The 22724-nt window shown below is 61.7% G+C and carries 16 protein-coding genes; 8 read left to right on the top strand and 8 right to left on the bottom strand.

Annotation, left to right across the window (positions count from 1 at the left end; translation table 11 throughout):
* Positions 1-264 precede the first annotated feature (264 nt).
* From MUM_RS0128505 to prpD, 6 genes are all read left to right on the top strand, one after another.
* The gene (locus MUM_RS0128505; RefSeq protein WP_008432676.1) at positions 265-978 is read left to right on the top strand and encodes a GntR family transcriptional regulator; all 714 of its coding nucleotides are present in this window, start codon (positions 265-267) and stop codon (positions 976-978) included.
* Positions 975-1868, top strand: coding sequence for a methylisocitrate lyase (gene prpB / locus MUM_RS0128500; RefSeq protein ID WP_010176437.1), 894 nt, complete (start codon positions 975-977; stop codon positions 1866-1868). The genes MUM_RS0128505 and prpB overlap by 4 nt, the downstream gene beginning before the upstream one ends.
* A 40-nt stretch (positions 1869-1908) precedes the next feature.
* Entirely contained in the window at positions 1909-3036 is a 1128-nt protein-coding gene (gene prpC / locus MUM_RS0128495) for a bifunctional 2-methylcitrate synthase/citrate synthase (RefSeq protein WP_010176436.1), read from the top strand.
* 205 nt (positions 3037-3241) lie between these two features.
* On the top strand, positions 3242-5836 hold the full coding sequence (gene acnD / locus MUM_RS0128490; RefSeq protein WP_010176435.1) for a Fe/S-dependent 2-methylisocitrate dehydratase AcnD: 2595 nt from the start codon (positions 3242-3244) through the stop codon (positions 5834-5836).
* Between the two features lie 42 nt (positions 5837-5878).
* Complete coding sequence (gene prpF / locus MUM_RS0128485) at positions 5879-7069, top strand: 2-methylaconitate cis-trans isomerase PrpF (RefSeq protein WP_010176434.1); 1191 nt, start codon at positions 5879-5881, stop codon at positions 7067-7069.
* Between the two features lie 93 nt (positions 7070-7162).
* Entirely contained in the window at positions 7163-8647 is a 1485-nt protein-coding gene (gene prpD, locus MUM_RS0128480) for a 2-methylcitrate dehydratase (protein ID WP_010176433.1), read from the top strand.
* 107 nt (positions 8648-8754) lie between these two features.
* On the opposite strand, the gene MUM_RS0128475 is transcribed toward prpD, so the two are convergent.
* The 7 genes from MUM_RS0128475 to MUM_RS0128445 all read right to left on the bottom strand — a co-directional run bounded on the left by MUM_RS0128475 (position 8755) and on the right by MUM_RS0128445 (position 17503).
* Positions 8755-10077, bottom strand: a complete 1323-nt coding sequence (locus MUM_RS0128475; protein WP_010176432.1) for an ABC transporter ATP-binding protein — start codon at positions 10075-10077, stop codon at positions 8755-8757.
* Positions 10078-10091: 14 nt separating this feature from the next.
* Positions 10092-11837, bottom strand: a complete 1746-nt coding sequence (locus MUM_RS0128470) for an ABC transporter permease (protein WP_010176431.1) — start codon at positions 11835-11837, stop codon at positions 10092-10094.
* 226 nt (positions 11838-12063) lie between these two features.
* Positions 12064-12792, bottom strand: a complete 729-nt coding sequence (locus MUM_RS0128465) for an alanyl-tRNA editing protein (protein ID WP_010176430.1) — start codon at positions 12790-12792, stop codon at positions 12064-12066.
* A gap of 2 nt (positions 12793-12794) precedes the next feature.
* On the bottom strand, positions 12795-13787 hold the full coding sequence (locus MUM_RS0128460; RefSeq protein WP_010176429.1) for a serine O-acetyltransferase: 993 nt from the start codon (positions 13785-13787) through the stop codon (positions 12795-12797).
* A gap of 22 nt (positions 13788-13809) precedes the next feature.
* Positions 13810-14724 (bottom strand): PLP-dependent cysteine synthase family protein, encoded by a 915-nt coding sequence (locus MUM_RS0128455; RefSeq protein ID WP_029616140.1) that lies wholly within the window; start codon positions 14722-14724, stop codon positions 13810-13812.
* Between the two features lie 24 nt (positions 14725-14748).
* Positions 14749-16608 (bottom strand): molybdopterin-synthase adenylyltransferase MoeB, encoded by a 1860-nt coding sequence (moeB, locus tag MUM_RS0128450; RefSeq protein ID WP_010176427.1) that lies wholly within the window; start codon positions 16606-16608, stop codon positions 14749-14751.
* Position 16609: 1 nt separating this feature from the next.
* Positions 16610-17503, bottom strand: a complete 894-nt coding sequence (locus tag MUM_RS0128445; RefSeq protein WP_169389303.1) for a DMT family transporter — start codon at positions 17501-17503, stop codon at positions 16610-16612.
* Positions 17504-17653: 150 nt separating this feature from the next.
* Here MUM_RS0128445 and MUM_RS0128440 point away from each other — a divergent pair, with 150 nt between their 5' ends.
* On the top strand, positions 17654-19078 hold the full coding sequence (locus tag MUM_RS0128440; RefSeq protein WP_029616139.1) for an aminotransferase-like domain-containing protein: 1425 nt from the start codon (positions 17654-17656) through the stop codon (positions 19076-19078).
* 172 nt (positions 19079-19250) lie between these two features.
* On the opposite strand, the gene ppsR is transcribed toward MUM_RS0128440, so the two are convergent.
* Entirely contained in the window at positions 19251-20069 is an 819-nt protein-coding gene (gene ppsR / locus MUM_RS0128435; protein WP_010176424.1) for a posphoenolpyruvate synthetase regulatory kinase/phosphorylase PpsR, read from the bottom strand.
* Positions 20070-20247: 178 nt separating this feature from the next.
* On the opposite strand from ppsR, the gene ppsA reads away from it, so the two are divergent.
* Positions 20248-22623: a phosphoenolpyruvate synthase gene (gene ppsA / locus MUM_RS0128430; protein WP_003215003.1), complete on the top strand. Its 2376-nt coding sequence runs from the start codon at positions 20248-20250 to the stop codon at positions 22621-22623.
* The last annotated feature ends 101 nt before the right edge of the window (positions 22624-22724 follow it).

The following is a 22724-nucleotide window of genomic DNA, read 5'->3' as shown; positions in this document are numbered from 1 at the left end:
ACGCGGTGCAGTGCGATGTTCAATTCAAGGCGACTGGCATTGCTGCGCAAGCTCCCTCGTGCGCCTTTTCATCCAGGGATGTGAGGCAAAAGTGGCCGGCATTCTAACATGAAGGTTTTCTTGCGCCAGCGCTGGCAGCCGGCCATGCCCCGATAGGGTGCAAGGCGGGTTATTAGACGATTGTCGACAATATGTATTTATTCTTTGACTATCAGGGGCTGATTGGCTAGTTTTTGCGGCATTGCTTTTAAAGGTGTCGACAATATGCTGGATCAACTGGAAACCCCAGTGATGGCCCAAGACGATTCCCAGACCATGTCCGAGAACGTCTTCCGGCGTATCCAGGCCGCCATCGTCAAGGGCGAAATCGCCCCGGGCAGCAAGATCTCCGAGCCGGAACTGGCGCGCACCTATGGCATCAGCCGTGGCCCGCTGCGCGAGGCGATCCACCGCCTGGAAGGCCAGCGCCTGCTGGTGCGCATCCCCCATGTGGGCGCGCGAGTGGTGTCCTTGAGCCATGAAGAGCTGATCGAACTCTACGAAATCCGCGAGTCCCTGGAAGGCATGGCCTGCCGCCTGGCGGCCGAGCGCATGACCGACGCTGAAATCGAAGAATTGCGCCAGGTGTTGCACACCCATGAGCGCGATGCCGCCTTCCAGGCCGGTGTCGGCTACTACCAGCAGGAAGGCGACTTCGATTTTCATTACCGGATAATTCAAGGCGCCGGTAACCGCACCCTGACCCAAATGTTGTGCGGCGAGCTGTACCAGTTGGTGCGTATGTACCGCATCCAGTTCTCCGCCACCCCCAATCGTCCACGCCAGGCCTTTGCCGAGCATCACCGCATTCTTGACGCGATTGCCGATCGCGACGGTGAACTGGCCGAGTTGTTGATGCGCCGGCATATCGGCGCTTCCAAACGCAACATTGCCCGTCACTTCCCGGACGGCGCTCCCCAATCACGAGGTGAGTCATGAGTTCCAATAACAACACTACTCCCGGCCAGCGTTTCCGTGACGCGGTCGCCAGCGAGCATCCCTTGCAGGTGGTCGGTGCGATCAACGCCAACCACGCGCTGCTGGCCAAGCGCGCCGGCTTCAAGGCGATCTACCTGTCGGGTGGCGGGGTGGCTGCCGGCTCCCTCGGCGTGCCGGACCTGGGGATTACCGGCCTGGATGACGTGCTGACCGACGTGCGCCGCATCACCGACGTGTGCGACCTGCCGCTGCTGGTGGACGTGGACACCGGTTTCGGCTCCTCGGCGTTCAACGTGGCGCGCACCGTCAAGTCGATGATCAAGTTCGGCGCGGCGGCGATCCATATCGAAGACCAGGTGGGCGCCAAGCGTTGCGGCCATCGCCCGAACAAAGAAATCGTCTCGCAACAGGAAATGGTCGACCGCATCAAGGCCGCCGTGGATGCGCGCACCGATGACAGCTTCGTGATCATGGCCCGTACCGATGCGCTGGCCGTCGAAGGCCTGGAATCCGCCCTGGAACGCGCCGCCGCCTGCATCGAGGCCGGTGCCGACATGGTGTTCCCGGAAGCCATCACGGAGCTGGAGATGTACAAGCTGTTCGCCTCCCGCGTGAAAGCGCCGATCCTGGCCAACATCACCGAGTTTGGTGCCACGCCGCTCTACACCGTCGACCAGTTGAAATCTGCGGATGTTTCCATCGTGCTGTACCCGCTCTCGGCCTTCCGCGCCATGAACAAGGCCGCCGAGAACGTATACACCGCGATCCGTCGCGACGGCACCCAGGAGAACGTGATCGACACCATGCAAACCCGCATGGAGCTTTACGATCGCATCGACTACCACACCTTCGAGCAAAAGCTCGACGCGCTGTTCGCCGCCAAGAAGTAAGGCGGGCGCCCCCCTAATAACGACAAGATTGGAGATAACCATGGCCGAAGCAAAAGTACTGAGTGGAGCTGGCCTGCGTGGCCAGGTTGCCGGGCAAACCGCACTGTCCACCGTGGGCCAGGCCGGTGCCGGCTTGACCTATCGCGGCTACGACGTGCGCGAACTGGCTGCGGACGCGCAGTTTGAAGAAGTCGCCTACCTGCTGCTGTACGGCGAGCTGCCGACCCAGGCCGAACTGGCCGCTTATACCGCCAAACTCGGCAAGCTGCGCGACCTGCCCCAGGCGCTGAAAGAAGTGCTGGAACGCATCCCCGCCGACGCCCACCCGATGGACGTGATGCGCACCGGTTGCTCGTTCCTGGGCAATATCGAGCCGGAGAAAGACTTCAGCGTGCAGCGCGACGTGACCGACCGCCTGCTGGCCGCGTTCCCGGCGATCATGTGCTACTGGTACCGCTTCAGCCACGACGGCCAGCGCATCAACTGCGTGACCGACGAGCCGTCCATCGGCGGCCATTTCCTGCACCTGCTGCACGACAAGAAGCCGAGCGACTTGCACGTCAAAGTGATGAACGTCTCGCTGATCCTCTACGCCGAGCACGAGTTCAACGCCTCGACCTTCACTGCTCGCGTGTGTGCCTCGACCCTGTCAGACCTGTATTCCTGCGTCACCGCCGCCATCGGTTCCCTGCGTGGCCCGCTGCACGGCGGCGCCAACGAAGCGGCGATGGAGATGATCGAGCGTTTCTCGTCCGCCCAGGAAGCGGTGGAAGGCACCCTCGGCATGCTGGCGCGCAAGGACAAGATCATGGGCTTTGGCCACGCGATCTATAAAGACAGCGACCCGCGTAATGAAGTGATCAAGGGCTGGTCGAAAAAACTCGCCGACGAAGTGGGCGACACCGTGTTGTTCCCGGTTTCCGAAGCCATCGACAAGACCATGTGGGAGCAGAAAAAACTGTTCCCCAACGCCGACTTCTACCATGCCTCGGCGTACCACTTCATGGGCATCCCGACCAAGCTGTTCACCCCGATTTTCGTCTGCTCGCGGCTGACAGGATGGGCCGCGCATGTATTTGAGCAGCGTGCCAACAACCGCATCATCCGTCCGAGCGCCGAGTACATCGGCGTTGAGCAGCGCAAGTTCGTGCCAATCGAACGTCGCTGAGTGGTGGGAATCTGAGGCGCCGGTTTTAAGGATCGGAACCGGTTCAATGTGGGAGCTGGCTTGCCTGCGATAGCATCACCTCGGTGTAACTGACACGCCGAGGTGCCTGCATCGCGGGCAAGCCCGGCTCCCACAGGGACCGTGTTCATCCAGGCCAGTGCCACAGGTTTTTGCTGTACACCTTACCGTGACCGAGTCCCAGCCTATGAACACTGAACACCGCAAACCGCTGCCCGGCAGCCGCCTCGATTTCTACGACGCCCGTGCGGCGGTCGATGCAATCACCCCCGGCGCCTACGCCACACTGCCGTACACCTCCCGCGTACTCGCCGAGAACCTGGTGCGTCGCTGCGACCCGGCGACCCTCGACGCTTCCCTGAGCCAACTGATCGAGCGCAAGCGCGACCTCGATTTCCCATGGTTCCCGGCCCGTGTGGTGTGCCACGACATTCTCGGCCAGACCGCCCTGGTGGACCTCGCCGGCCTGCGCGATGCCATCGCCCTGCAAGGCGGTGACCCGGCCCAGGTCAACCCGGTGGTGCCGACCCAACTGATCGTCGACCACTCCCTGGCCGTCGAAGCCGGTGGTTTTGACCCGGACGCGTTCGAGAAAAACCGCGCCATCGAAGACCGTCGCAACGAAGACCGTTTCCACTTTATCGAGTGGACCAAAAAGGCCTTCAAGAACGTCGACGTGATCCCGCCGGGCAACGGCATCATGCACCAGATCAACCTGGAGAAAATGTCTCCGGTGATCCAGGTGCGCGACGGCGTGGCCTTCCCGGATACCTGCGTCGGCACCGACAGCCACACGCCGCATGTAGACGCCCTGGGCGTGATCGCTATCGGCGTTGGTGGCCTCGAAGCGGAGAGCGTGATGCTCGGCCGCGCCTCGTGGATGCGCCTGCCGGAAAGCGTCGGCGTGGAGCTCACGGGCAAGCTGCAGCCGGGCATCACCGCCACTGACATGGTGCTGGCGCTGACCGAGTTCCTGCGCAAGCAAAAAGTCGTGGGTGCGTGGCTGGAGTTCTTCGGTGAAGGCGCCTCCGCGCTGACCCTCGGCGACCGCGCCACCATCTCCAACATGGCCCCGGAATACGGCGCCACGGCCGCGATGTTCTACATCGACCAGCAGACCATCGCCTACCTCAAACTCACCGGCCGTGAAGACGAGCAAGTGACGCTGGTGGAGCAATACGCTCGCCACACCGGCCTGTGGGCAGACGACCTCAAGGGCGCGCAATACGAGCGTGGCCTGAGCTTCGATTTGTCCTCGGTGGTGCGCAACATGGCCGGCCCGAGCAACCCACACGCCCGTGTTGCCACCAGCGACCTGGCGGCCAAGGGCATCTCTGGCCAGTGGGATGACGTGCCGGGGCAAATGCCCGACGGCGCGGTGATCATCGCCGCTATCACCAGTTGCACCAACACCAGCAACCCGCGCAACGTGATTGCTGCCGGGTTGCTGGCGCGTAACGCCAACAAGCTCGGGCTGGCCCGCAAACCGTGGGTCAAGTCGTCCCTGGCGCCGGGCTCGAAAACCGTGGCGATGTACCTCGACGAAGCAGGGCTGACCAGCGAACTGGAGCAGTTGGGTTTTGGCGTGGTGGCGTTTGCCTGCACCACCTGCAATGGCATGTCCGGAGCACTCGACCCGGTGATCCAGCAAGAGATCATCGACCGCGATCTGTACGCCACCGCCGTGCTCTCGGGCAACCGCAACTTCGACGGCCGTATCCACCCGTATGCCAAGCAGGCGTTCCTCGCTTCGCCGCCGCTGGTGGTGGCTTACGCAATTGCCGGCACCATCCGTTTCGACATCGAAAAAGACGTGCTGGGCCTGGACGCCAACGGCCAGGAAATCCGCCTGAAGGACATTTGGCCGAGCGACGAAGAAATCGACGCGGTGGTCAAGGCCTCGGTCAAGCCGGAGCAGTTCCGCCAGGTCTACATCCCGATGTTTGCGATCCACGAAGACACCGGCCCCAAAGTCACGCCGCTGTACGACTGGCGCCCGCAGAGCACCTACATCCGCCGCCCGCCTTACTGGGAAGGCGCCCTGGCCGGTGCGCGCCCGCTCAAGGGCATGCGCCCGCTGGCAGTGCTGCCAGACAACATCACCACCGATCACCTGTCGCCGTCCAACGCGATCATGCTCGACAGTGCCGCCGGCGAATACCTGGCGAAAATGGGCCTGCCGGAAGTCGACTTCAACTCCTACGCGACTCACCGGGGCGACCATTTGACCGCGCAGCGAGCCACCTTCGCCAACCCGAAACTGTTCAATGAAATGGTCATTGAAGACGGCAAGGTCAAGCAGGGTTCGCTGGCGCGCCTGGAGCCGGAAGGCAAGGTCACGCGCATGTGGGAAGCCATCGAAACCTACATGGAACGCAAGCAGCCGCTGATCATCATCGCCGGTGCTGACTACGGCCAGGGTTCGTCCCGGGACTGGGCGGCCAAGGGCGTACGCCTGGCCGGTGTGGAGGCGATCGCCGCCGAAGGCTTCGAGCGCATCCACCGCACCAACCTGGTGGGCATGGGCGTGTTGCCCCTGGAGTTCCTGCCGGGCACCGACCGCAAGACCTTGAAGATCGACGGTACCGAAACCTACGACGTGATCGGCGAACGCACCCCGCGTGCCCAGCTGACCTTGTTGATCAACCGCAAGAATGGCGAGCGTGTCGAGGTGCCGGTGACCTGCCGCCTGGACACGGCTGAAGAAGTGTCGATCTACGAAGCGGGCGGCGTGTTGCAACGTTTTGCCCAGGACTTCCTGGAATCGGCTGTTACCGCCTGACAACTGCGGCCGGGGTGAACGCCCCGGCCCATGAGGACCACCATGGCACACGTACCGCAGATCAAGATTCCCGCCACCTACATGCGTGGCGGCACCAGTAAAGGGGTGTTTTTCAGCCTCAAGGATTTGCCCGAGTCGGCCCAGGTTCCCGGCGCTGCGCGGGATGCATTGTTGCTGCGGGTGATCGGCAGCCCCGATCCGTATGACAAGCAAATCGACGGCATGGGCGGTGCGACCTCCAGCACCAGCAAAACCGTAATCCTCGCCAAAAGCACCCACGCCGATCACGACGTGGACTACCTGTTTGGCCAGGTGTCCATCGACAAGCCATTCGTGGACTGGAGCGGCAATTGCGGCAACCTGTCGGCGGCGGTGGGCTCCTTCGCCATCAGCGCGGGCCTGGTGGACGCCGCACGCGTTCCGCAAAACGGCGTGGCCGTGGTGCGTGTCTGGCAGGCGAATATCGGCAAGACCATCATCGCCCACGTGCCGATCACCGACGGCGTGGTGCAGGAGACCGGCGACTTCGAACTGGACGGCGTGACCTTCCCGGCCGCCGAAGTGCAATTGGAATTCATGGACCCGGCGGCGGAAGAAGAGGGCGGCGGTGGCTCGATGTTCCCTACCGGCAACCTGGTGGATGACCTGGAAGTGCCGGGTGTCGGCACGTTCAAGGCGACGCTGATCAATGCCGGGATTCCCACCATCTTTATCAATGCCCAGGACCTGGGTTACACCGGCACCGAGCTGCAGGGCGCGATCAACAGCGACCCCAAAGCCCTGGCGATGTTTGAAACCATCCGCGCCCACGGTGCGCTGCGCATGGGCCTGATCAAGCACCTGGACGAAGCGGCCCAGCGTCAGCACACGCCGAAGGTGGCGTTTGTGGCACGGCCTGCGGACTACGTGGCGTCCAGCGGCAAGGCGATCAAGGCAGGCGATGTAGACCTGCTGGTACGGGCGCTGTCCATGGGCAAGTTGCACCACGCGATGATGGGCACGGCAGCGGTGGCAATTGGCACGGCGGCGGCGATTTCCGGCACGCTGGTGAATGTGGCGGCGGGCGGTGTGGAGCGCAATGCGGTGCGGTTCGGGCATCCGTCCGGCACGTTGCGCGTAGGCGCCGAGGCCAGCCAGGTCGACGGTGAATGGGTCGTGAAAAAAGCCATCATGAGCCGCAGTGCGCGGGTGTTGATGGAAGGTTTCGTGCGCGTGCCCGGCGACTCTTTCTAACCGATCACAGGCAGGCACCAAGACCTGCCTTTTATAACACTTCAACCCTGACCCTGAGGATGGAACACACCTAACCCACTTTGGAGTACTGCCATGAGCGCCAACGTCGACCAGAACAACCGCCCCGACTACGACCAGGTCCTGCAGGACATCGCCGACTACGTCCTGGGCTTCAGGATCGAATCCCGCGACGCCCTGGACACCGCCCGCAACTGTCTGATGGACACCCTCGGTTGCGGCCTGCTGGCCCTGCGTTTCCCGGAGTGCACCAAGCATCTGGGGCCGATCGTCGAAGGCACGGTGGTGCCATTCGGTGCGCGGGTGCCGGGCACCTCGTTCCGCCTGGACCCGGTCAAGGCCGCGTGGGACATCGGCTGCATCGTGCGCTGGCTCGACTACAACGACACCTGGCTCGCCGCCGAGTGGGGCCATCCTTCCGATAACCTGGGCGGCATCCTCGCCGTCGCCGACCACCTCTCGCAAAAACGCGTGGCCAATGGCGATGCGCCGCTGACCGTGCGGGCGGTACTGGAGGCGATGATCATGGCGCACGAAATCCAGGGCGTGATTGCCCTGGAAAACTCCTTCAACCGTGTCGGCCTCGACCATGTGTTGCTGGTGAAAGTCGCCTCCACCGCCGTCACCGCCAAACTGATGGGCGCCAACCGTGAGCAACTGCTGTCGGCGCTGTCCCAGGCGTTTGTCGACGGCCAGGCATTGCGTACGTATCGCCATGCGCCGAACGCCGGTTCGCGCAAGTCGTGGGCGGCGGGGGATGCGTCGAGTCGCGGGGTGCGCCTGGCCGACATCACCATGCGCGGCGAGATGGGCATTCCCGGGGTGTTGAGTGCGCCGCAGTGGGGTTTTTATGACGTGCTGTTCAGCCACACCAACAAGGACCTGGCGCTCAAGCCCGAGGGCAAGCGCGCCTTCAGCCTGTCGCAGCCTTACGGTACGTATGTGATGGAGAACGTCCTGTTCAAGATCAGCTTCCCCGCCGAGTTCCACGCACAAACCGCCTGCGAGGCGGCGGTCACGTTGCACCCACACGTGAAGCACCGCCTGCATGAGATCGACAGGATTGTCATCACCACCCACGAGTCGGCGATCCGCATCATTTCCAAGGTCGGGCAGTTGGCCAACGCGGCGGACCGTGACCATTGCCTCCAGTACATGACCGCCGTGCCGCTGGCGTTTGGCAACCTGGTGGCGGAGCAATACGAGGATGAGTTCCACGCGGCCCATCCGATCATCGATGAGCTGCGGGACAAGATGGTCATCGTCGAGGAACCGCGCTACAGCCGCGAATACCTGGAGGCCGACAAGCGCTCCATCGCCAACGCGGTGCAGGTGTTCTTCAAGGATGGCTCCAGCACCGAACAGGTGGCCGTGGAATACCCGATTGGCCACCGTCGCCGTCGGGTGGATGGGATTCCGTTGCTGGAAGACAAGTTCAAGGCCAACCTGGCGACCCGGTTTACCGCTCAGCGCAGTGCCGAGATTTTTGCGCTGTGCAAGGATCAGGCACGGCTTGAGGCAACGCCCGTGAACCGGTTTGTGGACCTGTTCGTGATCTGAGAAACACCACGGCACTCACTGTGTAAACCCAATCAATGTGGGAGCAGGCAAGCCAGCTCCCACATTTGTTCTGTGTTGTTCAATGGAAAGTGGTCGACATCGCGCCGTTACATGCTGCCTTCTACGTCATCCAGGCTGAACGTCTCGGTATGGTCGTCATAGGAGAAAATCTCCGCATACCGTCCCCACGCCACCACGCTTTCCAGGGTTTTTTCCACAAAGGCTTCTGTCATCGAGTCTTCCAGTTCCTGCTCGAAACGCACCCGTGGCGCGCGGTGGCCGCTGCGCTCCAGCAACACCTGGTGAATGCGGGCGGCCAATGGCACGTGGCGGATCAAATGTTCGGCGAACAGGGTTTTACGCTCCTGGGTGCCGTAGTCGGCGAACAGTTTGCCGGCGTCGGTGAGGGTGATGTCGGCACCCTTGAGTTCGGCAAAGCCCAAATGCTCAAGCATCTCCGCGACCGGGAACAGATCGTCGACCTCCAGCAAGCGCCGTTCGGCCACGGTCGGCAGGCCGGCGTGGCCGTTGTAGGGTTCGGCGGCCAGGGTTTCGATCAGGCCGGCCATCAGGTTGGTGGACACTTCCGGCAGCAGGCTGCCCATTTTCAGCTCGGGTAAACCCCTGCTCGCGTCAGCGCTGCGGCGGTCGGTCATCAGGGCATAGATGTCGTCGACCATTTGCCTGAAGGTCGGGTCCAGCCGGTTGCGCGGGTGTGCAAACGGCACCTTGATCTCGGCTACCACCCGGCCAGGATTGGACGACAGCACCAGGATGCGGTCGCACATCAGCACGGCTTCTTCGATGTTGTGGGTCACGATCAGGATCGATTTGATCGGCAGCTGCTTGCCGCTCCACAGGTCCAGCAGGTCGGTGCGCAGGGTTTCAGCGGTGAGCACGTCCAGCGCCGAGAACGGTTCGTCCATCAACAGCAGCGTCGGGTTGACCACCAGCCCGCGGGCGAAACCCACACGCTGGCGCATGCCGCCGGACAGTTCCCGCGGGTAGGCGTTTTCAAAACCGTCCAGGCCGATCAGGTCGATGGCGGCCAGGGCGCGCCTGCGAGTTTCCTTGCGCTCGACCTGCAAGGCTTGCAGCCCGGCCTCGACGTTTTCCAGCACGGTCAGCCACGGGAACAGCGCGAAGGTCTGGAACACCATGGCCACGCCTTCGGCCGGGCCGTTGAGTGGCGCGCCGTTGTAGCGTACTTCGCCTGACGACGGCTGGATCAGCCCTGCGATGATGCGCAGCAAGGTCGACTTGCCCGAGCCTGAGCGGCCGAGCATGCCGACAATCTCGCCTTCGTGCAGGCTCAAGTCCACGCCGCTGAGGACTTGCAGCTCGTCTTTACCTTTGCCGAACACCCGGTTCACGTTTTTCAACGAGTAGATTTCCGGGGTGTCGGCGGTGTGCTCGGTATAGGTAGTCATCACAGCGAATCCCATCAATTCAGACGAAGTTTGTTTTCAGCCATGGCGTACATCGGCCGCCAGACCGCGCGGTTGAACGCCACCACGAAGATCGACATCACCACCACGCCCAGGGCGATTTTCGGGAAGTCGCCGGCAGCGGTGGTCTGTGCGATGTAGGCACCCAGCCCGTGGGCGACCACCTTGTCCTGGCCCCAGGAAACGTACTCGGACACGATGCTGGCGTTCCAGGCACCGCCCGAGGCGGTAATGGCGCCAGTGACGTAGTACGGGAAAATCCCCGGCAGCATCACCTTGCGCCACCACAGCCAGCCGCGAATGCGGAAGTTGGCGGCGGCTTCCTTGAAATCGTTGGGAAACGCGCTGGCGCCGGCGATCACGTTGAACAGGATGTACCACTGGGTACCCAGCACAATCAGCGGGCTCAGCCAGATATCCGGGTTGAGGTTGTAGTGCAGGATCACGATCACGAACACCGGGAACAGCAGGTTCGCCGGGAAGGCCGCGAGAAATTGCGCCAGCGGCTGGATTTTTTCCGCAAGGGCCGGGCGCAAGCCGATCATCACCCCCAGCGGCACCCAGATCAGCGAGGCGATCAGGATCAGGCCAGCCACCCGCAACAGCGTGATCAGGCCCAGCACAAACACATGGCCGACTTCGGCCAGGGTCACTTCGGTGCCGACGTACTGCACGATGTGATACAGCGCATAAGCGGCCAGCAGCGCGATGAGTGTGCCCCACACCCAGTCGATCACTTTTGAGGCTTTTGGTGTCTCTGCCGGCAACGCCTTGAGTGCACCGCCTGCCAGGCTGAAGCGCTTGTTGCCGATGCGGCTGATGGCGCGGGTGACAGGCCGCAGGATGCGCTGGACGATGCGCGTGCGCTGGATCAGGTTCAGCAGCCAGGATTGCGGCGCCGCGCCTTGGGAGGCGGTGGTTTCCATGCGGAACTTGTCGGCCCAGGCCACCAACGGGCGGAACAGGAACTGGTCATACATCAGGATGACCACGATCATCGCCAGGATCACGTAACCCACGGCGTGCAGGTCTTTCTGGGCAATCGCCAGGGCCAGGTACGAACCCACGCCCGGCAAGGTGATGGTCTTGTCGCCGACGGTAATGGCCTCGGAGGCGACCACGAAAAACCAGCCGCCGGACATGCTCATCATCATGTTCCACACCAGCCCCGGCATGGCGAAGGGCACGTCGAGCTTCCAGAACTTCTGCCAGCCGGACAGCCGCAGGTTGGTCGACACTTCCACCAGGTCATGGGGCAGCATGCGCAGCGACTGGTAGAAGCTGAACGTCATGTTCCAGGCCTGGCTGGTGAAAATCGCAAAGATGGCCGCGAACTCCGCGCCGAGCACGCGCCCGGGGAACAGCAGCAGGAAGAACGTCACGGTAAACGAGATGTAACCCAGCACCGGCACCGATTGCAGGATGTCGAGCACCGGCACCAGCAGTTTCTCGGCGCGCCGGCTTTTGGCGGCCAGGGTGCCGTACAACAGGGTGAACACCAGTGCTGCCACCATCGCCGCGAGCATGCGCATGGTGGTGCGCATCGCGTATTCCGGCAGGTTGGCCGGGTCAAGGGAGATGACTTCACTTTGCAAGGTGGCGATGGGCGCCCAGGTTTCCCGGGCAGTGATGGAGAAAAACAATAAAAAGCCGATCACCAGGGGCAGGGCGACCAGGTCCCAGCGGTTGGGCAACAAGCGCAATGTGGACGCAGGGATGTAGTGACGGAGCACTCTTTTCATAGGCAGTCATTCCTGCAGCGTTCAGGTTCAGGGCGTGATGGGAGTGAGCTTAGCTGCTGCACGAATGACCCACCGGGAACGAAGGGCGCTGTTTTCGCGAGTCAGGGGCAACGAGGCGTTGCAGGCGGGATTGTACGTTTCTGAATGTTACAAGCACATAAATTTGCTGTCAGTTTCCTGTACGAACTGCAGCTAGGGCGTTGGTGCCCCAGCCGTCGCTCGAGCGCTATTCAAACCGCAGGATCACCCGGCGGTTGTGTTTGCTCTTCTTCTCGATCTTTTCGCAGAACACCCGGCCGATTTCCTCGGTATTGGTCACATGGGTGCCGCCACAAGGCTGGATGTCGATTCCGGCAATTTCGATCACCCGTACCGAACCCTGGATCACCGGTGGTGCCACCGCCTGGGTGCGGGTGATCTGCAGCAGGGTGGAATACTCCGAGGCCGGCATGGACAGGGTTTTCACCGCGTGGGCCTGTTCGATCAAGGCATTGAGGTCGCGGGTGATGGTCTCTTTGTCGAGGGTCATTTCCGGCAGGTCGAAATCCAGGCGGCCCTTATCAAAGCCGATGCTGCAGCCGGTTACCGGCGCGTCGATGATCGAACACAGCAGGTGCAGGCAGGTGTGCATTTTCATGTGCTGGTAGCGGCGCTCCCAATCCAGGCTGGCGTCCACCTGCATCCCGGCGGCCAGTTGTTCAGGGCAGTGTTCCACCTGGTGCCAGATGATCGAGCGCAGCACCGGGTCGCGCACGGTGCCGGTGATGTCGACGCGGCTGCCATCGGGCAGGATGAAGTGGCCGGTGTCCCCCGGCTGCCCGCCGCCGGTGGGGTAGAACAGCGTGTGTTCCAGGGCGATTCCTTGTTCACTGACGGCAATCACCCGCGCACTGAAGGCATTCTGGTAAGGCGCGCTGTCGAACAGCGCGAGGGTTTCCATGGTGTGCACGGACATGTTCAACCTCCGACGATCAGTGGGCTGGCTTGCAGCAGGCGACGAACCATCGCGCTCAAGCCAGGGGGAGAGAGCAGGGTGATTTCAAATTCGGGCCCGGTCACTTTCAGGTTCAGTGGCAGGCGTGGCGGGTAGGCCGTTGTCTCGATATGGCGCAGGCGGAACTGCAGGTGGTGGCGTTCCTTGACCGTCGGCTCCAGCAGCAGGCCGGGCAGGGGATGAAAGTCGGCGTCCAGCACCGTGACCTTGTGGCTGGCGTTGACCTCGCCGACCACGTGCAGCCGCTCGTCGAGGGCAAACGCGCCGAGGTAGTTGCTGTGGTCCGACTCGTCGTTTTTCTGCAACTGGATCTGGTTGACCACCTTGACCTTGGTGCCGGCCGGCACGTCCTGGGTGATCACGCAGGAAGGGCTGATAAACACGTTGTCGCCGATCAGCACATAACCGAGCACCCGCGCGCCGGAACCGACTTCCACGTTGTTGCCCAGGCGCGGATGGCGCTTGCCGTCGGGGTTGTTGGCGATGCCCCGGGCGCCCAGGGTCACGCCACAGAGGATGTAGCAGTCGTTGCCGATCTCGCAGGTTTCACCGATGACCGTGCCGTAGCCGTGGTCCAGCACAAAGCGCCGGCCGATCCGCGCGGCGGGATGAATTTCGGCGCCTGACAAAATCTTGCCCTGGTTGCTCAGCTTCAGGGCGATGGCGCAAAACACGCCGTTGTTCTTGTCCGGGAAATTCCACACCAGGTGCGCCAGCCGGTAGTACAGCACCGCCTTGAACGAGGCGTAGGACTCCAGGATCAGCTCCCCGCGCCCGCGGGACGCCGGGTCGCGCCAGGCATAGGCGATCAGGTCTTCGGCCACCGCCTGGGCCGCCGCCTGGACCAGCGTGCCAAGGTGCTCTTCCAGTTGCTTCAACTGCGTTGGCGTCAGCGTGGTGATGAGGTGGGTGAGCAACTCATCGTGCAGTTGTTGCATGTCGATAAAGCCCCCCATGGAGGCACCCCCGCAATAGTTGTTATTCAAAACAGGGCAAATAACCGTCGGCACTGTCGTAGACCATGGTCAGCACAACGGTGTCGGTAGGCAGCTCCGGCGCCAGCTTGGCGATGGCCACCATGTTGGCGGCCGAGGACAACCCGAGGCTGATGGCGTCGGTGCGCATGATGCGTTTGATCATGTCGATGCATTCCTGGCGCGACACCTTGAGCATCCCGTCAATGATCGCGACGTTGAGAATGCTCGGGATCAGGCCAATGGAGAGGCCCTGGATATGGTGGGGGGCGTGGCGGTCGCTGAGCAGGTCGCACTCCTCCGGCTCCACGCCCATCACGCGGATCGCCGGCCAGGTGGCCTTGAGGGTTTCGCCGATGCCGGTGATATGGCCGCCGGTGCCGATGCCGCTGACGAAGTAGTCCACCCGCTGCTCGCCGAAGGCTCGGATGATTTCCCGGGCGGTGGTGTCGCGGTGGGTTTGCGGGTTGGCGCCGTTGCGCTGCTGGTTGAGCATCACGTAGCTGGGGTTTTCCAGCTGCAGTTCCATGCACTTTTCACCGTGGGAATTGTTGCCCAGGCGGCTGTCCGACAGCACCACCCGGGCGCCATAGAGGCGCAGCAGTTTCTGCTTCTCGGGGCTGTAGTTGTCGGGGATCACCAGCACCACTTTGTAGCCCAGCACGTTGCCGGCCATCACCAGGCCGATGCCGGTGTTGCCACCGCTGGGCTCGATAATGGTTTGCCCTGAGCCACGGATCAGAATGCCCCGGCGCTCGGCGTCGAGGATCATGCCCAGGGCGATGCGCGCCTTGTGGCTGCCGCCGGGGTTGAGGGACTCCAGCTTCGCGTAGACCTCAATGCCGAGGTCTTCGGAAAACTGTTCCAGGCGCACGATGGGCGTTTGGCCAATCGCGTCGAGTATCGAGTTATGCAACATCAAGTAAGAACCCATGGCCGCTGATCAGTACAAAGGCATGTCGGGTTCGACGTCGCGAACCCAGTGTTTCATGCCACCTTGCAGTACTTTGGTGTTGGCGAATCCGGCTGCCAGCAGGGTAGTGGCGGCTTGTTCCGCGCGCGTTCCGGCGTAGCAGATCAGGTAGTGCGTGTTGTCACGGCTGAGGGTGGCGAGTTGCCCGTCGAGTTCGGCCAGCGGGATGTGCACCACGCCTGGCAACTTGCACACTTCCAGTTCGCTGGCATCGCGCACGTCCAGCAACACGTCGGCCTTGCTGTGTTGTTCGAGCAGTTGCTTGAGCACCCGTGGCTTGATGTAGCGCTCTTCGGCCAACGACGGCTGGCTCGGCACGGCATCCGCACACACGGCAGGTGCGACGGATTGGCTGTGGCGCAGTTCCGAGCAGCAAGGGCAGTCGGCGCGGCGCTTGAAGCGGATCTCGCTGAATTTCATCGCCAGTGCATCAAAACGCATCAGCCGGCCCGACAACGGTTCGCCAATGCCGATCAACAGCTTGATCGCCTCGGTGGCCTGGATCATCCCGACTACGCCGGGCAATACGCCGATGACGCCGCCGGCGCTGCAATTGGGTGCCAGTTCCGCCGGCGGGGCCTGGGGAAACAGGCAGCGGTAGCACGGCCCGCCTTTATAGTTGAGCACGCTGATCTGCCCGTCGAAACGGTAGATGGCGCCGTACACCAACGGTTTGCCCAGTTGCACGCAGGCATCGTTGACGAGATAGCGGGTTTCGAAATTGTCGGTGCCGTCGATCACCAGGTCATAGGCGCCCACCAGTTCCAGGGCGTTGTCGGTGTTGAAGGCGGTGTCGTAGGTGTTGATCTGGATGTGGCTGTTCAGGTCCTGCAAGCGCCGCCTGGCGGACTCGACCTTGGGCAGGCCCAGGGTGCTGTTGCCGTGGACGATCTGGCGTTGCAGGTTGCTGCTTTCCACCACGTCGAAATCCACCAGCCCCAGGGTGCCGATGCCGGCGGCCGCCAGGTACAGGCTGATGGGCGAACCGAGGCCGCCGGTGCCGATGATCAGCACGCGGGCTTTCTTCAGGTTCAGTTGGCCTTCGCGGCCGACGCCGGGCAGGGTGATGTGGCGCACGTAGCGCTGCACTTCTTCGTTGCTCAGTGAGTCGACGTCCATGCCGCCGGACGTGGCCAGCAGCACTTCGATTTTCGCTTTCTCGGGCAACGTGTCGTTGGCGTCGATCAGCGCTTCCTCGGCGGTGAACAGGAAGTGTTCCTTGAGCTGGTTGTTCTCGTAGAGCAGGTGCGCCCGTAACTGCGGGTGCTCGGTGCACAGGTTTTCAATGACTTCGCGCAATGTCGATCCGGCACCCTCAAGGGTCGATGCTGGCAGCTTGGCCACGCGGACCAGGATGTCGGGGAAAGAGACAGCGTTCATGCACAACTCCGTTTGCAGGTCGTTGAAGGGGTTTTGGGCGAAGCGCTTGCCATCCCAGGCAAACAGCTTGGAACCTTGGGTCTTGCCCTGGCGAACATCCACCACCAGGTAGCTCACGGGGTAGATCGGCTCGCCCATGAAGAGGGCCTTGTCCTGGTCTTCGTCGCTGAAATACGCGCCGACGTCAGGGTGGGAGTGGTAGATCACCACCACCGGGTTATCACTGCGAAACGCCTTGTTCATCATCAGCGTGTCGGCCACCGAAAAGGTGTAGCCGTTGGCAGCGCTGCGTGAATACATCTCGGGGTTCTTGCGGTGCAGTTCGTTCTGGATATTGCTGCCCAGGTACACGCTGCCATCGGCGAAAACGAAACCGCAGCATTCCTCGGGGTAGCTGCGGTCGGCGTGGGCGTAAATCTGCTCCAGGGCGCTCGGGCTCAGGACCTTCATCTCAGTTTTTCTTCGCCAGGAGCTTTTCGATGGGCAGCTTGGTAATTGCAAAACCGGCCAGCAGGATCGCCGAATACATCATCAGGTCCCTGGAAATCTGCACGCCTTCGTACCAGGCACCGATGATCACCGCGAACACCGGGAAGATGATGAACACGAAGGACAAAATGATCGGGCTCAGGCGCTTGAGCAGCATGAAATACACGATAAAACCGCCCACCGAGGCCACCAGGCCGAGGTAGAACAGCGCACTCCAGGAGCGCAGGGTGATGTCTTCGAAGGTCGGGGTTTCAAACCACAGGCCGGCGACAAACAGCATCATCCCGGCGATGCCGATGGGCAGGGTGTTGTAGGTAATCACGCTGATGGCGCTGCCTTGTTTCTTGGTAATCACGTAGCACAGGGCATGCATGATCGCGGCGGTCAGAATCGCCAGCACCCCGAAGAACTCGGCATGGTCCAGGTGCAGGCCCTGGCTCTTGATGATCATGTACAGGCTGCCGAAACCGATGGCGATACCGACCACCTGGGAAAAGTAGATGCGTTCACGCAGGAACAGCGCAGAGAAAATCAGGATAAACACCGGCATGCAGCTGAACAGCAGGGCGGTGAGGCCGGACGAGACATGCATCTCGCCGTAGTTGAGCAGGTAATACGGCACGCTGAAGTAGGACAGCGTCACAAATACGAAGAACCAGCGGCTTTCCCGGGGAAACAGGATCGGCTCGCGGCGCACCCAGGCAAAACACAGGAACAGCGGAAAGGCGATCAGAAAGCGCAGCCCGGCGGAGGTCAGCGGCGGCACGCTTTCCACGGCGATCTTGATGCCCAGCCAGGTGGTGCCCCAGCTCAGGCACACGATCAGGAACATCACACTGGTAATCAGCCCAGCCAACCACTGCTTGTGAGTTTTTGTTTTTTCAGCGTTTTCGAGAACGGCGGACATTGGCATCGTGACATTGCTTCCATGAGACCGAATTGACCTCTATATTGAGTGCCTTGATTCGGTGATTGAACCCGTAAAAGCACACTATTAGGGCGAATGATGGCTGTCAAAACAAATATTGACATGGTGTCAATTATGCGAGAAGGACTCTCCAGCGGGCAGGGCGTGAAGTACAAACGCCTGTCCGATGTCATGGAGCGGGGCATTCTTGAAGGCTTGATTGAACCGGGAAGAAAACTGCCGCCTCATCGGGTGCTTTCCGACAATCTGGGGGTGACCATTGGCACCATCAGTCGCGCCTACGGTGAGCTGGAACGGCTGGGGTTAGTGGTGGCGCGGGTGGGTGACGGCACCTTCGTGCGCAAGCGTGGGATGGAGCGCCAAAGGGATGAAGGCTTTCGCAACTTCAGCGACGAGCCGCGGCAGTATTTTGATATGAGCCGCAACATGCATATCCCCGGGCAGGAGACCACGTTCCTGGCCCAAAGCTTCCAGACACTGGCCACCAACGCCAAGTTTTTGCAGGACATCAGCGCCTACACCCCGGACGCCGGGTTGCCGCGCTACCGTGCGGCGGGCGCGCAGTGGCTGGTGCAGCGGGATTTCCATCCGATTCCCGAGCAGGTGATTTGCGTGAACGGCGGCCAGCACGGGCTGCTGTGCGCATTGATGGCGCTGTTGCGGGCCGGCGACACGGTGGTCACCGAACAGTTGACCTACCCGGGGCTGATCACCGCCGCGCGCATGCTGGGGATACGCCTGATCGGCCTGGAAATGGACGAAGAAGGGCTGTTGCCGGGGGCGCTGGATGAGGTGTGCCGCAATCACCGGGTTTCAGCGTTGTACTGCACGCCGACCATCCAGAATCCTACGACGGCGGTGCTGTCGGTCGCGCGCCGTGAGGCGCTGGTCAAGGTCTGCCGTGAACACAACCTGCTGATTCTCGAGGACGAGGCCCACGGCGTGTTGGTGGAAGATCGTCCGCCGCCCCTGAGCCATTTCGCGCCGGAACGTACAATTCTGATCAGCAGCCTGAGCAAGGCAGTGTCGGCGGGGTTGCGTGTGGGGTACGTGCATGCGCCACCGGCGCTGGTCAGCCGGATTTCCGCGGCGCTGCGCTCAACCTGCTGGATGGCCACGCCGGTGACCCTGGAACTGGCCACCCAATGGATCGAAAACGGCACGGCGGAGCACCTGCTGCACCAGCAAATCCAGGAAATCAGCCGACGCAAGGCGTTGGTGGAAGGGCTGCTGATCGGCCTGGAATATCGCACCCATCTCAATAGCCCGCACTTCTGGATCGAAGTCCCGGAGCCTTGGCGCGCGTCGGAAATCGAGGCAGAGCTGAAGCAGAATAATTACCTGATTGCCACAGCCGAAGCGTTTGCGGTGGGCCAGACGGCGGTGCCGCAGTTTATCCGGGCGAGTATCTGCAACACGTCGGGGGATGATCAGTTGTTGCTGGCAGGGTTTGATGCGCTGGCGACGGCGCTGGGGCAGGGCGGGGGGAGATTCCACTTGTGAAAATAGACCCTTGTGGCGAGGGGGCTTGTCCCCCGTTGGGCGGCGCAGCAGCCCCAAACCTGCCGACGCCGTTCTGTCTGAGAGACTGCGGTGGCATTACTGGGGCCGCTTCGCAGCCCAACGGGGGACAAGCCCCCTCGCCACAGGGGATCAGTGGTGTCTGAACAACCGGTTACTTGAACCGCCGCTCCACCCCTTTCTCCACCAGAATCTTCGCCGAAATCTCTTCCACCGAAAAATGCGTGGAATTGATGTGCGCAATATTCTCCCGGCGGAACAGATTTTCTACTTCCCGCACTTCAAATTCGCACTGCGCATAGCTGGAGTATCGGCTATTGGGCTTGCGTTCATTACGAATCGCTGTCAGCCGGTCCGGGTCAATGGTCAGCCCGAACAGCTTGTGCTGGTGCGCGCGCAGGGCGGCAGGCAGTGTCAGGTGCTCCATGTCGTCTTCGGTCAGCGGGTAGTTGGCCGCGCGAATCCCGAATTGCATGGCCATATAAAGGCAGGTCGGCGTCTTGCCGCAGCGGGACACGCCCACCAGGATCAAATCAGCCTTGTCGTAGTAGTGGGTGCGGGCGCCGTCGTCGTTGTCGAGGGCAAAGTTCACCGCCTCGATCCGCTCCATATAGTTGGAGTTGTGGCCAATGGAGTGAGATTTTCCGACAGAGTATGACGAATGTTCACTTAACTCTTGTTCCAGCGGCGCCAGGAAGGTAGAGAAGATGTCGATCATGAAACCATTGGAGGTCGCGAGGATCTCACGAATGTCCTGATTGACGATGGTGTCGAAAATGATCGGACGAAATCCGTCTTTTTCGGCCGCCAGATTGATTTGTTGTACCATGGCTCGCGCTTTATCCACGCTATCGATATAGGGTCGCGTGAATTTGCTGAAGGTAATGTTTTCGAACTGCGCCAACAGGCTTTGACCCAGGGTTTCGGCTGTGATGCCGGTGCCGTCGGAGATAAAGAAAGCAGATCGTTTCATTTGAGCCTTGGGCCTTAAGCTGATGACGAATCTTGGATATGATAGGCGCGATTTTGCCGTCCCGCAGTGGGCCGCATTCTCACTTATTTTCCAGGTCCAGGCCACAAACGCCGGTAACCGCTCCTACTGAGCCGCCGGCGTCCTGAGCTTTTCCAATACAGAAAGTGGAGAGATCACCTTGGTAGAGTACGTAGTTTCCCTCGATAAGCTCGGCGTCCATGATGTAGAGCACGTAGGGGGCAAGAACGCATCCCTGGGCGAGATGATCAGTAATCTTGCGGGCGCCGGTGTATCGGTTCCAGGTGGTTTTGCCACCACCGCCCAGGCTTACCGTGATTTCCTCGAGTTGAGCGGCCTCAACGATCAGATCCATGCCGCCCTCGATGCGCTGGACGTCGATGACGTCAACGCCCTGGCCAAGACCGGCGCCCAGATCCGTCAATGGATCATGGAAGCCGAGTTCCCCGAGAAGCTCAACGCCGAGATCCGCACCGCGTTTGCCACGCTGTCGGCCGGTAACCCGGACATGGCCGTCGCCGTGCGCTCCTCGGCCACCGCCGAAGACCTGCCAGACGCCTCCTTCGCCGGTCAGCAAGAAACCTTCCTGAACATCCGCGGCGTGGAAAACGTGATCCGCGCGGCCAAGGAAGTGTTCGCCTCGCTGTTCAACGACCGCGCCATTTCCTACCGTGTACACCAGGGTTTCGACCACAAGCTGGTGGCCCTGTCTGCCGGTGTGCAGCGCATGGTGCGTTCGGAAACCGGCACGGCCGGCGTGATGTTCACCCTGGACACCGAGTCGGGCTTTCGCGACGTGGTCTTCATCACCGGCGCCTACGGCCTCGGCGAAACCGTCGTACAAGGTGCGGTGAACCCGGACGAATTCTACGTCCACAAACACACCCTTGAAGCCGGCCGTCCGGCCATCCTGCGCCGCAACCTGGGCAGCAAGGCGATCAAGATGATCTACGGCGACGAGGCCAAGGCCGGTCGCTCGGTAAAAACCGTTGATGTCGACAAGGCCGAACGTGCGCGTTTCTGCCTCACCGACGCCGAAGTCAGCGAATTGGCCAAACAAGCGATGATCATCGAAAAGCACTACAAGTGCCCGATGGACATCGAATGGGCCAAGGACGGTGACGACGGCAAGCTGTACATCGTTCAGGCCCGGCCTGAGACCGTGAAGAGCCGCACCTCGGCCAACGTCATGGAACGCTACCTGTTGAAAGAAACCGGCACCGTGCTGGTGGAAGGCCGTGCCATCGGCCAGCGCATCGGCGCCGGCAAGGTGCGGATCATCAAGGACGTGTCCGAGATGGACAAAGTCCAGCCAGGCGACGTGCTGGTCTCCGACATGACCGACCCGGACTGGGAACCGGTGATGAAACGCGCCAGCGCCATCGTCACCAACCGTGGCGGGCGTACCTGCCACGCGGCGATCATCGCCCGTGAGCTGGGGATCCCGGCAGTGGTCGGTTGCGGCAACGCCACCCAACTGTTGAAAGACGGCCAGGGCGTGACTGTGTCCTGCGCCGAAGGCGACACCGGCTTCATCTTCGAAGGTGAACTGGGCTTCGACATCAAGCAAAACTCCATCGACGCCATGCCCGACCTGCCGTTCAAGATCATGATGAACGTCGGCAACCCGGACCGCGCCTTCGACTTCGCGCAGTTGCCGAACGCCGGTGTGGGCCTGGCCCGCCTGGAGTTCATCATCAACCGCATGATCGGCGTGCACCCCAAGGCACTGTTGAACTACGACGGCCTGCCGCCGGACATCAAGGAAAGCGTCGACAAGCGCATCGCCGGCTACAACGACCCGGTGGGCTTCTACGTCGAGAAGCTGGTGGAAGGCATCAGCACCCTGGCGGCGGCGTTCTACCCGAAAAAGGTCATCGTGCGGCTGTCGGACTTCAAGTCCAACGAATACGCGAACCTGATCGGCGGCAAGCTCTACGAGCCGGAAGAAGAAAACCCGATGCTGGGCTTCCGGGGCGCCTCGCGTTACATCAGCGAAGCCTTCCGCGACTGCTTCGAGCTGGAATGCCGCGCCCTCAAGCGCGTGCGCAACGAGATGGGCCTGACCAACGTCGAAATCATGGTGCCATTCGTGCGCACCCTGGGCGAGGCGAGCCAGGTGGTGGACCTGCTGGCTGAAAACGGCCTGTCCCGTGGCGAGAACGGCCTGCGCGTCATCATGATGTGCGAGCTGCCGTCCAACGCCATCCTGGCTGAAGAGTTCCTGGAATTCTTCGACGGCTTCTCCATCGGCTCCAACGACCTGACCCAATTGACCCTGGGCCTGGACCGCGACTCGGGGATCATCGCCCACCTGTTCGACGAGCGTAACCCTGCGGTCAAGAAGCTGCTGGCCAACGCCATCCAGGCGTGCAACAAGGCTGGCAAGTACATCGGGATCTGCGGCCAAGGCCCTTCCGATCACCCCGACCTGGCCAAATGGCTGATGGAACAGGGCATCGAAAGCGTCTCGCTGAACCCCGATTCGGTACTGGAAACCTGGTTCTTCCTGGCTGAAGGTCAAGCTCAGGCGTAAGACGCAACCTCAAAAAGTGCTGGTCAATCGTTAGGGTTGGCCGGCATTTCTCATTCTGTACAGGGCGGAACTCCTTCCGGACGCCGCCCTTTTTTGTGCAA

The sequence above is a fragment of the Pseudomonas sp. PAMC 25886 genome (genome assembly GCF_000242655.1).
Classification (GTDB): Bacteria; Pseudomonadota; Gammaproteobacteria; order Pseudomonadales; family Pseudomonadaceae; genus Aquipseudomonas.
This window is presented reverse-complemented; position numbering and strand designations above follow the sequence as displayed.

Excerpts from the sequence above, each read along its gene's own strand:
- MUM_RS0128505 (WP_008432676.1), top strand. The coding sequence starts at position 265 with ATGCTGGATCAACTGGAAACCCCAGTGATGGCCCAAGACGATTCCCAG.
- prpB (WP_010176437.1), top strand. The coding sequence starts at position 975 with ATGAGTTCCAATAACAACACTACTCCCGGCCAGCGTTTCCGTGACGCG.
- prpC (WP_010176436.1), top strand. The coding sequence starts at position 1,909 with ATGGCCGAAGCAAAAGTACTGAGTGGAGCTGGCCTGCGTGGCCAGGTT.
- acnD (WP_010176435.1), top strand. The coding sequence starts at position 3,242 with ATGAACACTGAACACCGCAAACCGCTGCCCGGCAGCCGCCTCGATTTC.
- prpF (WP_010176434.1), top strand. The coding sequence starts at position 5,879 with ATGGCACACGTACCGCAGATCAAGATTCCCGCCACCTACATGCGTGGC.
- prpD (WP_010176433.1), top strand. The coding sequence starts at position 7,163 with ATGAGCGCCAACGTCGACCAGAACAACCGCCCCGACTACGACCAGGTC.
- MUM_RS0128475 (WP_010176432.1), bottom strand. The coding sequence starts at position 10,077 with ATGACTACCTATACCGAGCACACCGCCGACACCCCGGAAATCTACTCG.
- MUM_RS0128470 (WP_010176431.1), bottom strand. The coding sequence starts at position 11,837 with ATGAAAAGAGTGCTCCGTCACTACATCCCTGCGTCCACATTGCGCTTG.
- MUM_RS0128465 (WP_010176430.1), bottom strand. The coding sequence starts at position 12,792 with ATGTCCGTGCACACCATGGAAACCCTCGCGCTGTTCGACAGCGCGCCT.
- MUM_RS0128460 (WP_010176429.1), bottom strand. The coding sequence starts at position 13,787 with ATGGGGGGCTTTATCGACATGCAACAACTGCACGATGAGTTGCTCACC.
- MUM_RS0128455 (WP_029616140.1), bottom strand. The coding sequence starts at position 14,724 with ATGTTGCATAACTCGATACTCGACGCGATTGGCCAAACGCCCATCGTG.
- moeB (WP_010176427.1), bottom strand. The coding sequence starts at position 16,608 with ATGAAGGTCCTGAGCCCGAGCGCCCTGGAGCAGATTTACGCCCACGCC.
- MUM_RS0128440 (WP_029616139.1), top strand. The coding sequence starts at position 17,654 with ATGGCTGTCAAAACAAATATTGACATGGTGTCAATTATGCGAGAAGGA.
- ppsR (WP_010176424.1), bottom strand. The coding sequence starts at position 20,069 with ATGAAACGATCTGCTTTCTTTATCTCCGACGGCACCGGCATCACAGCC.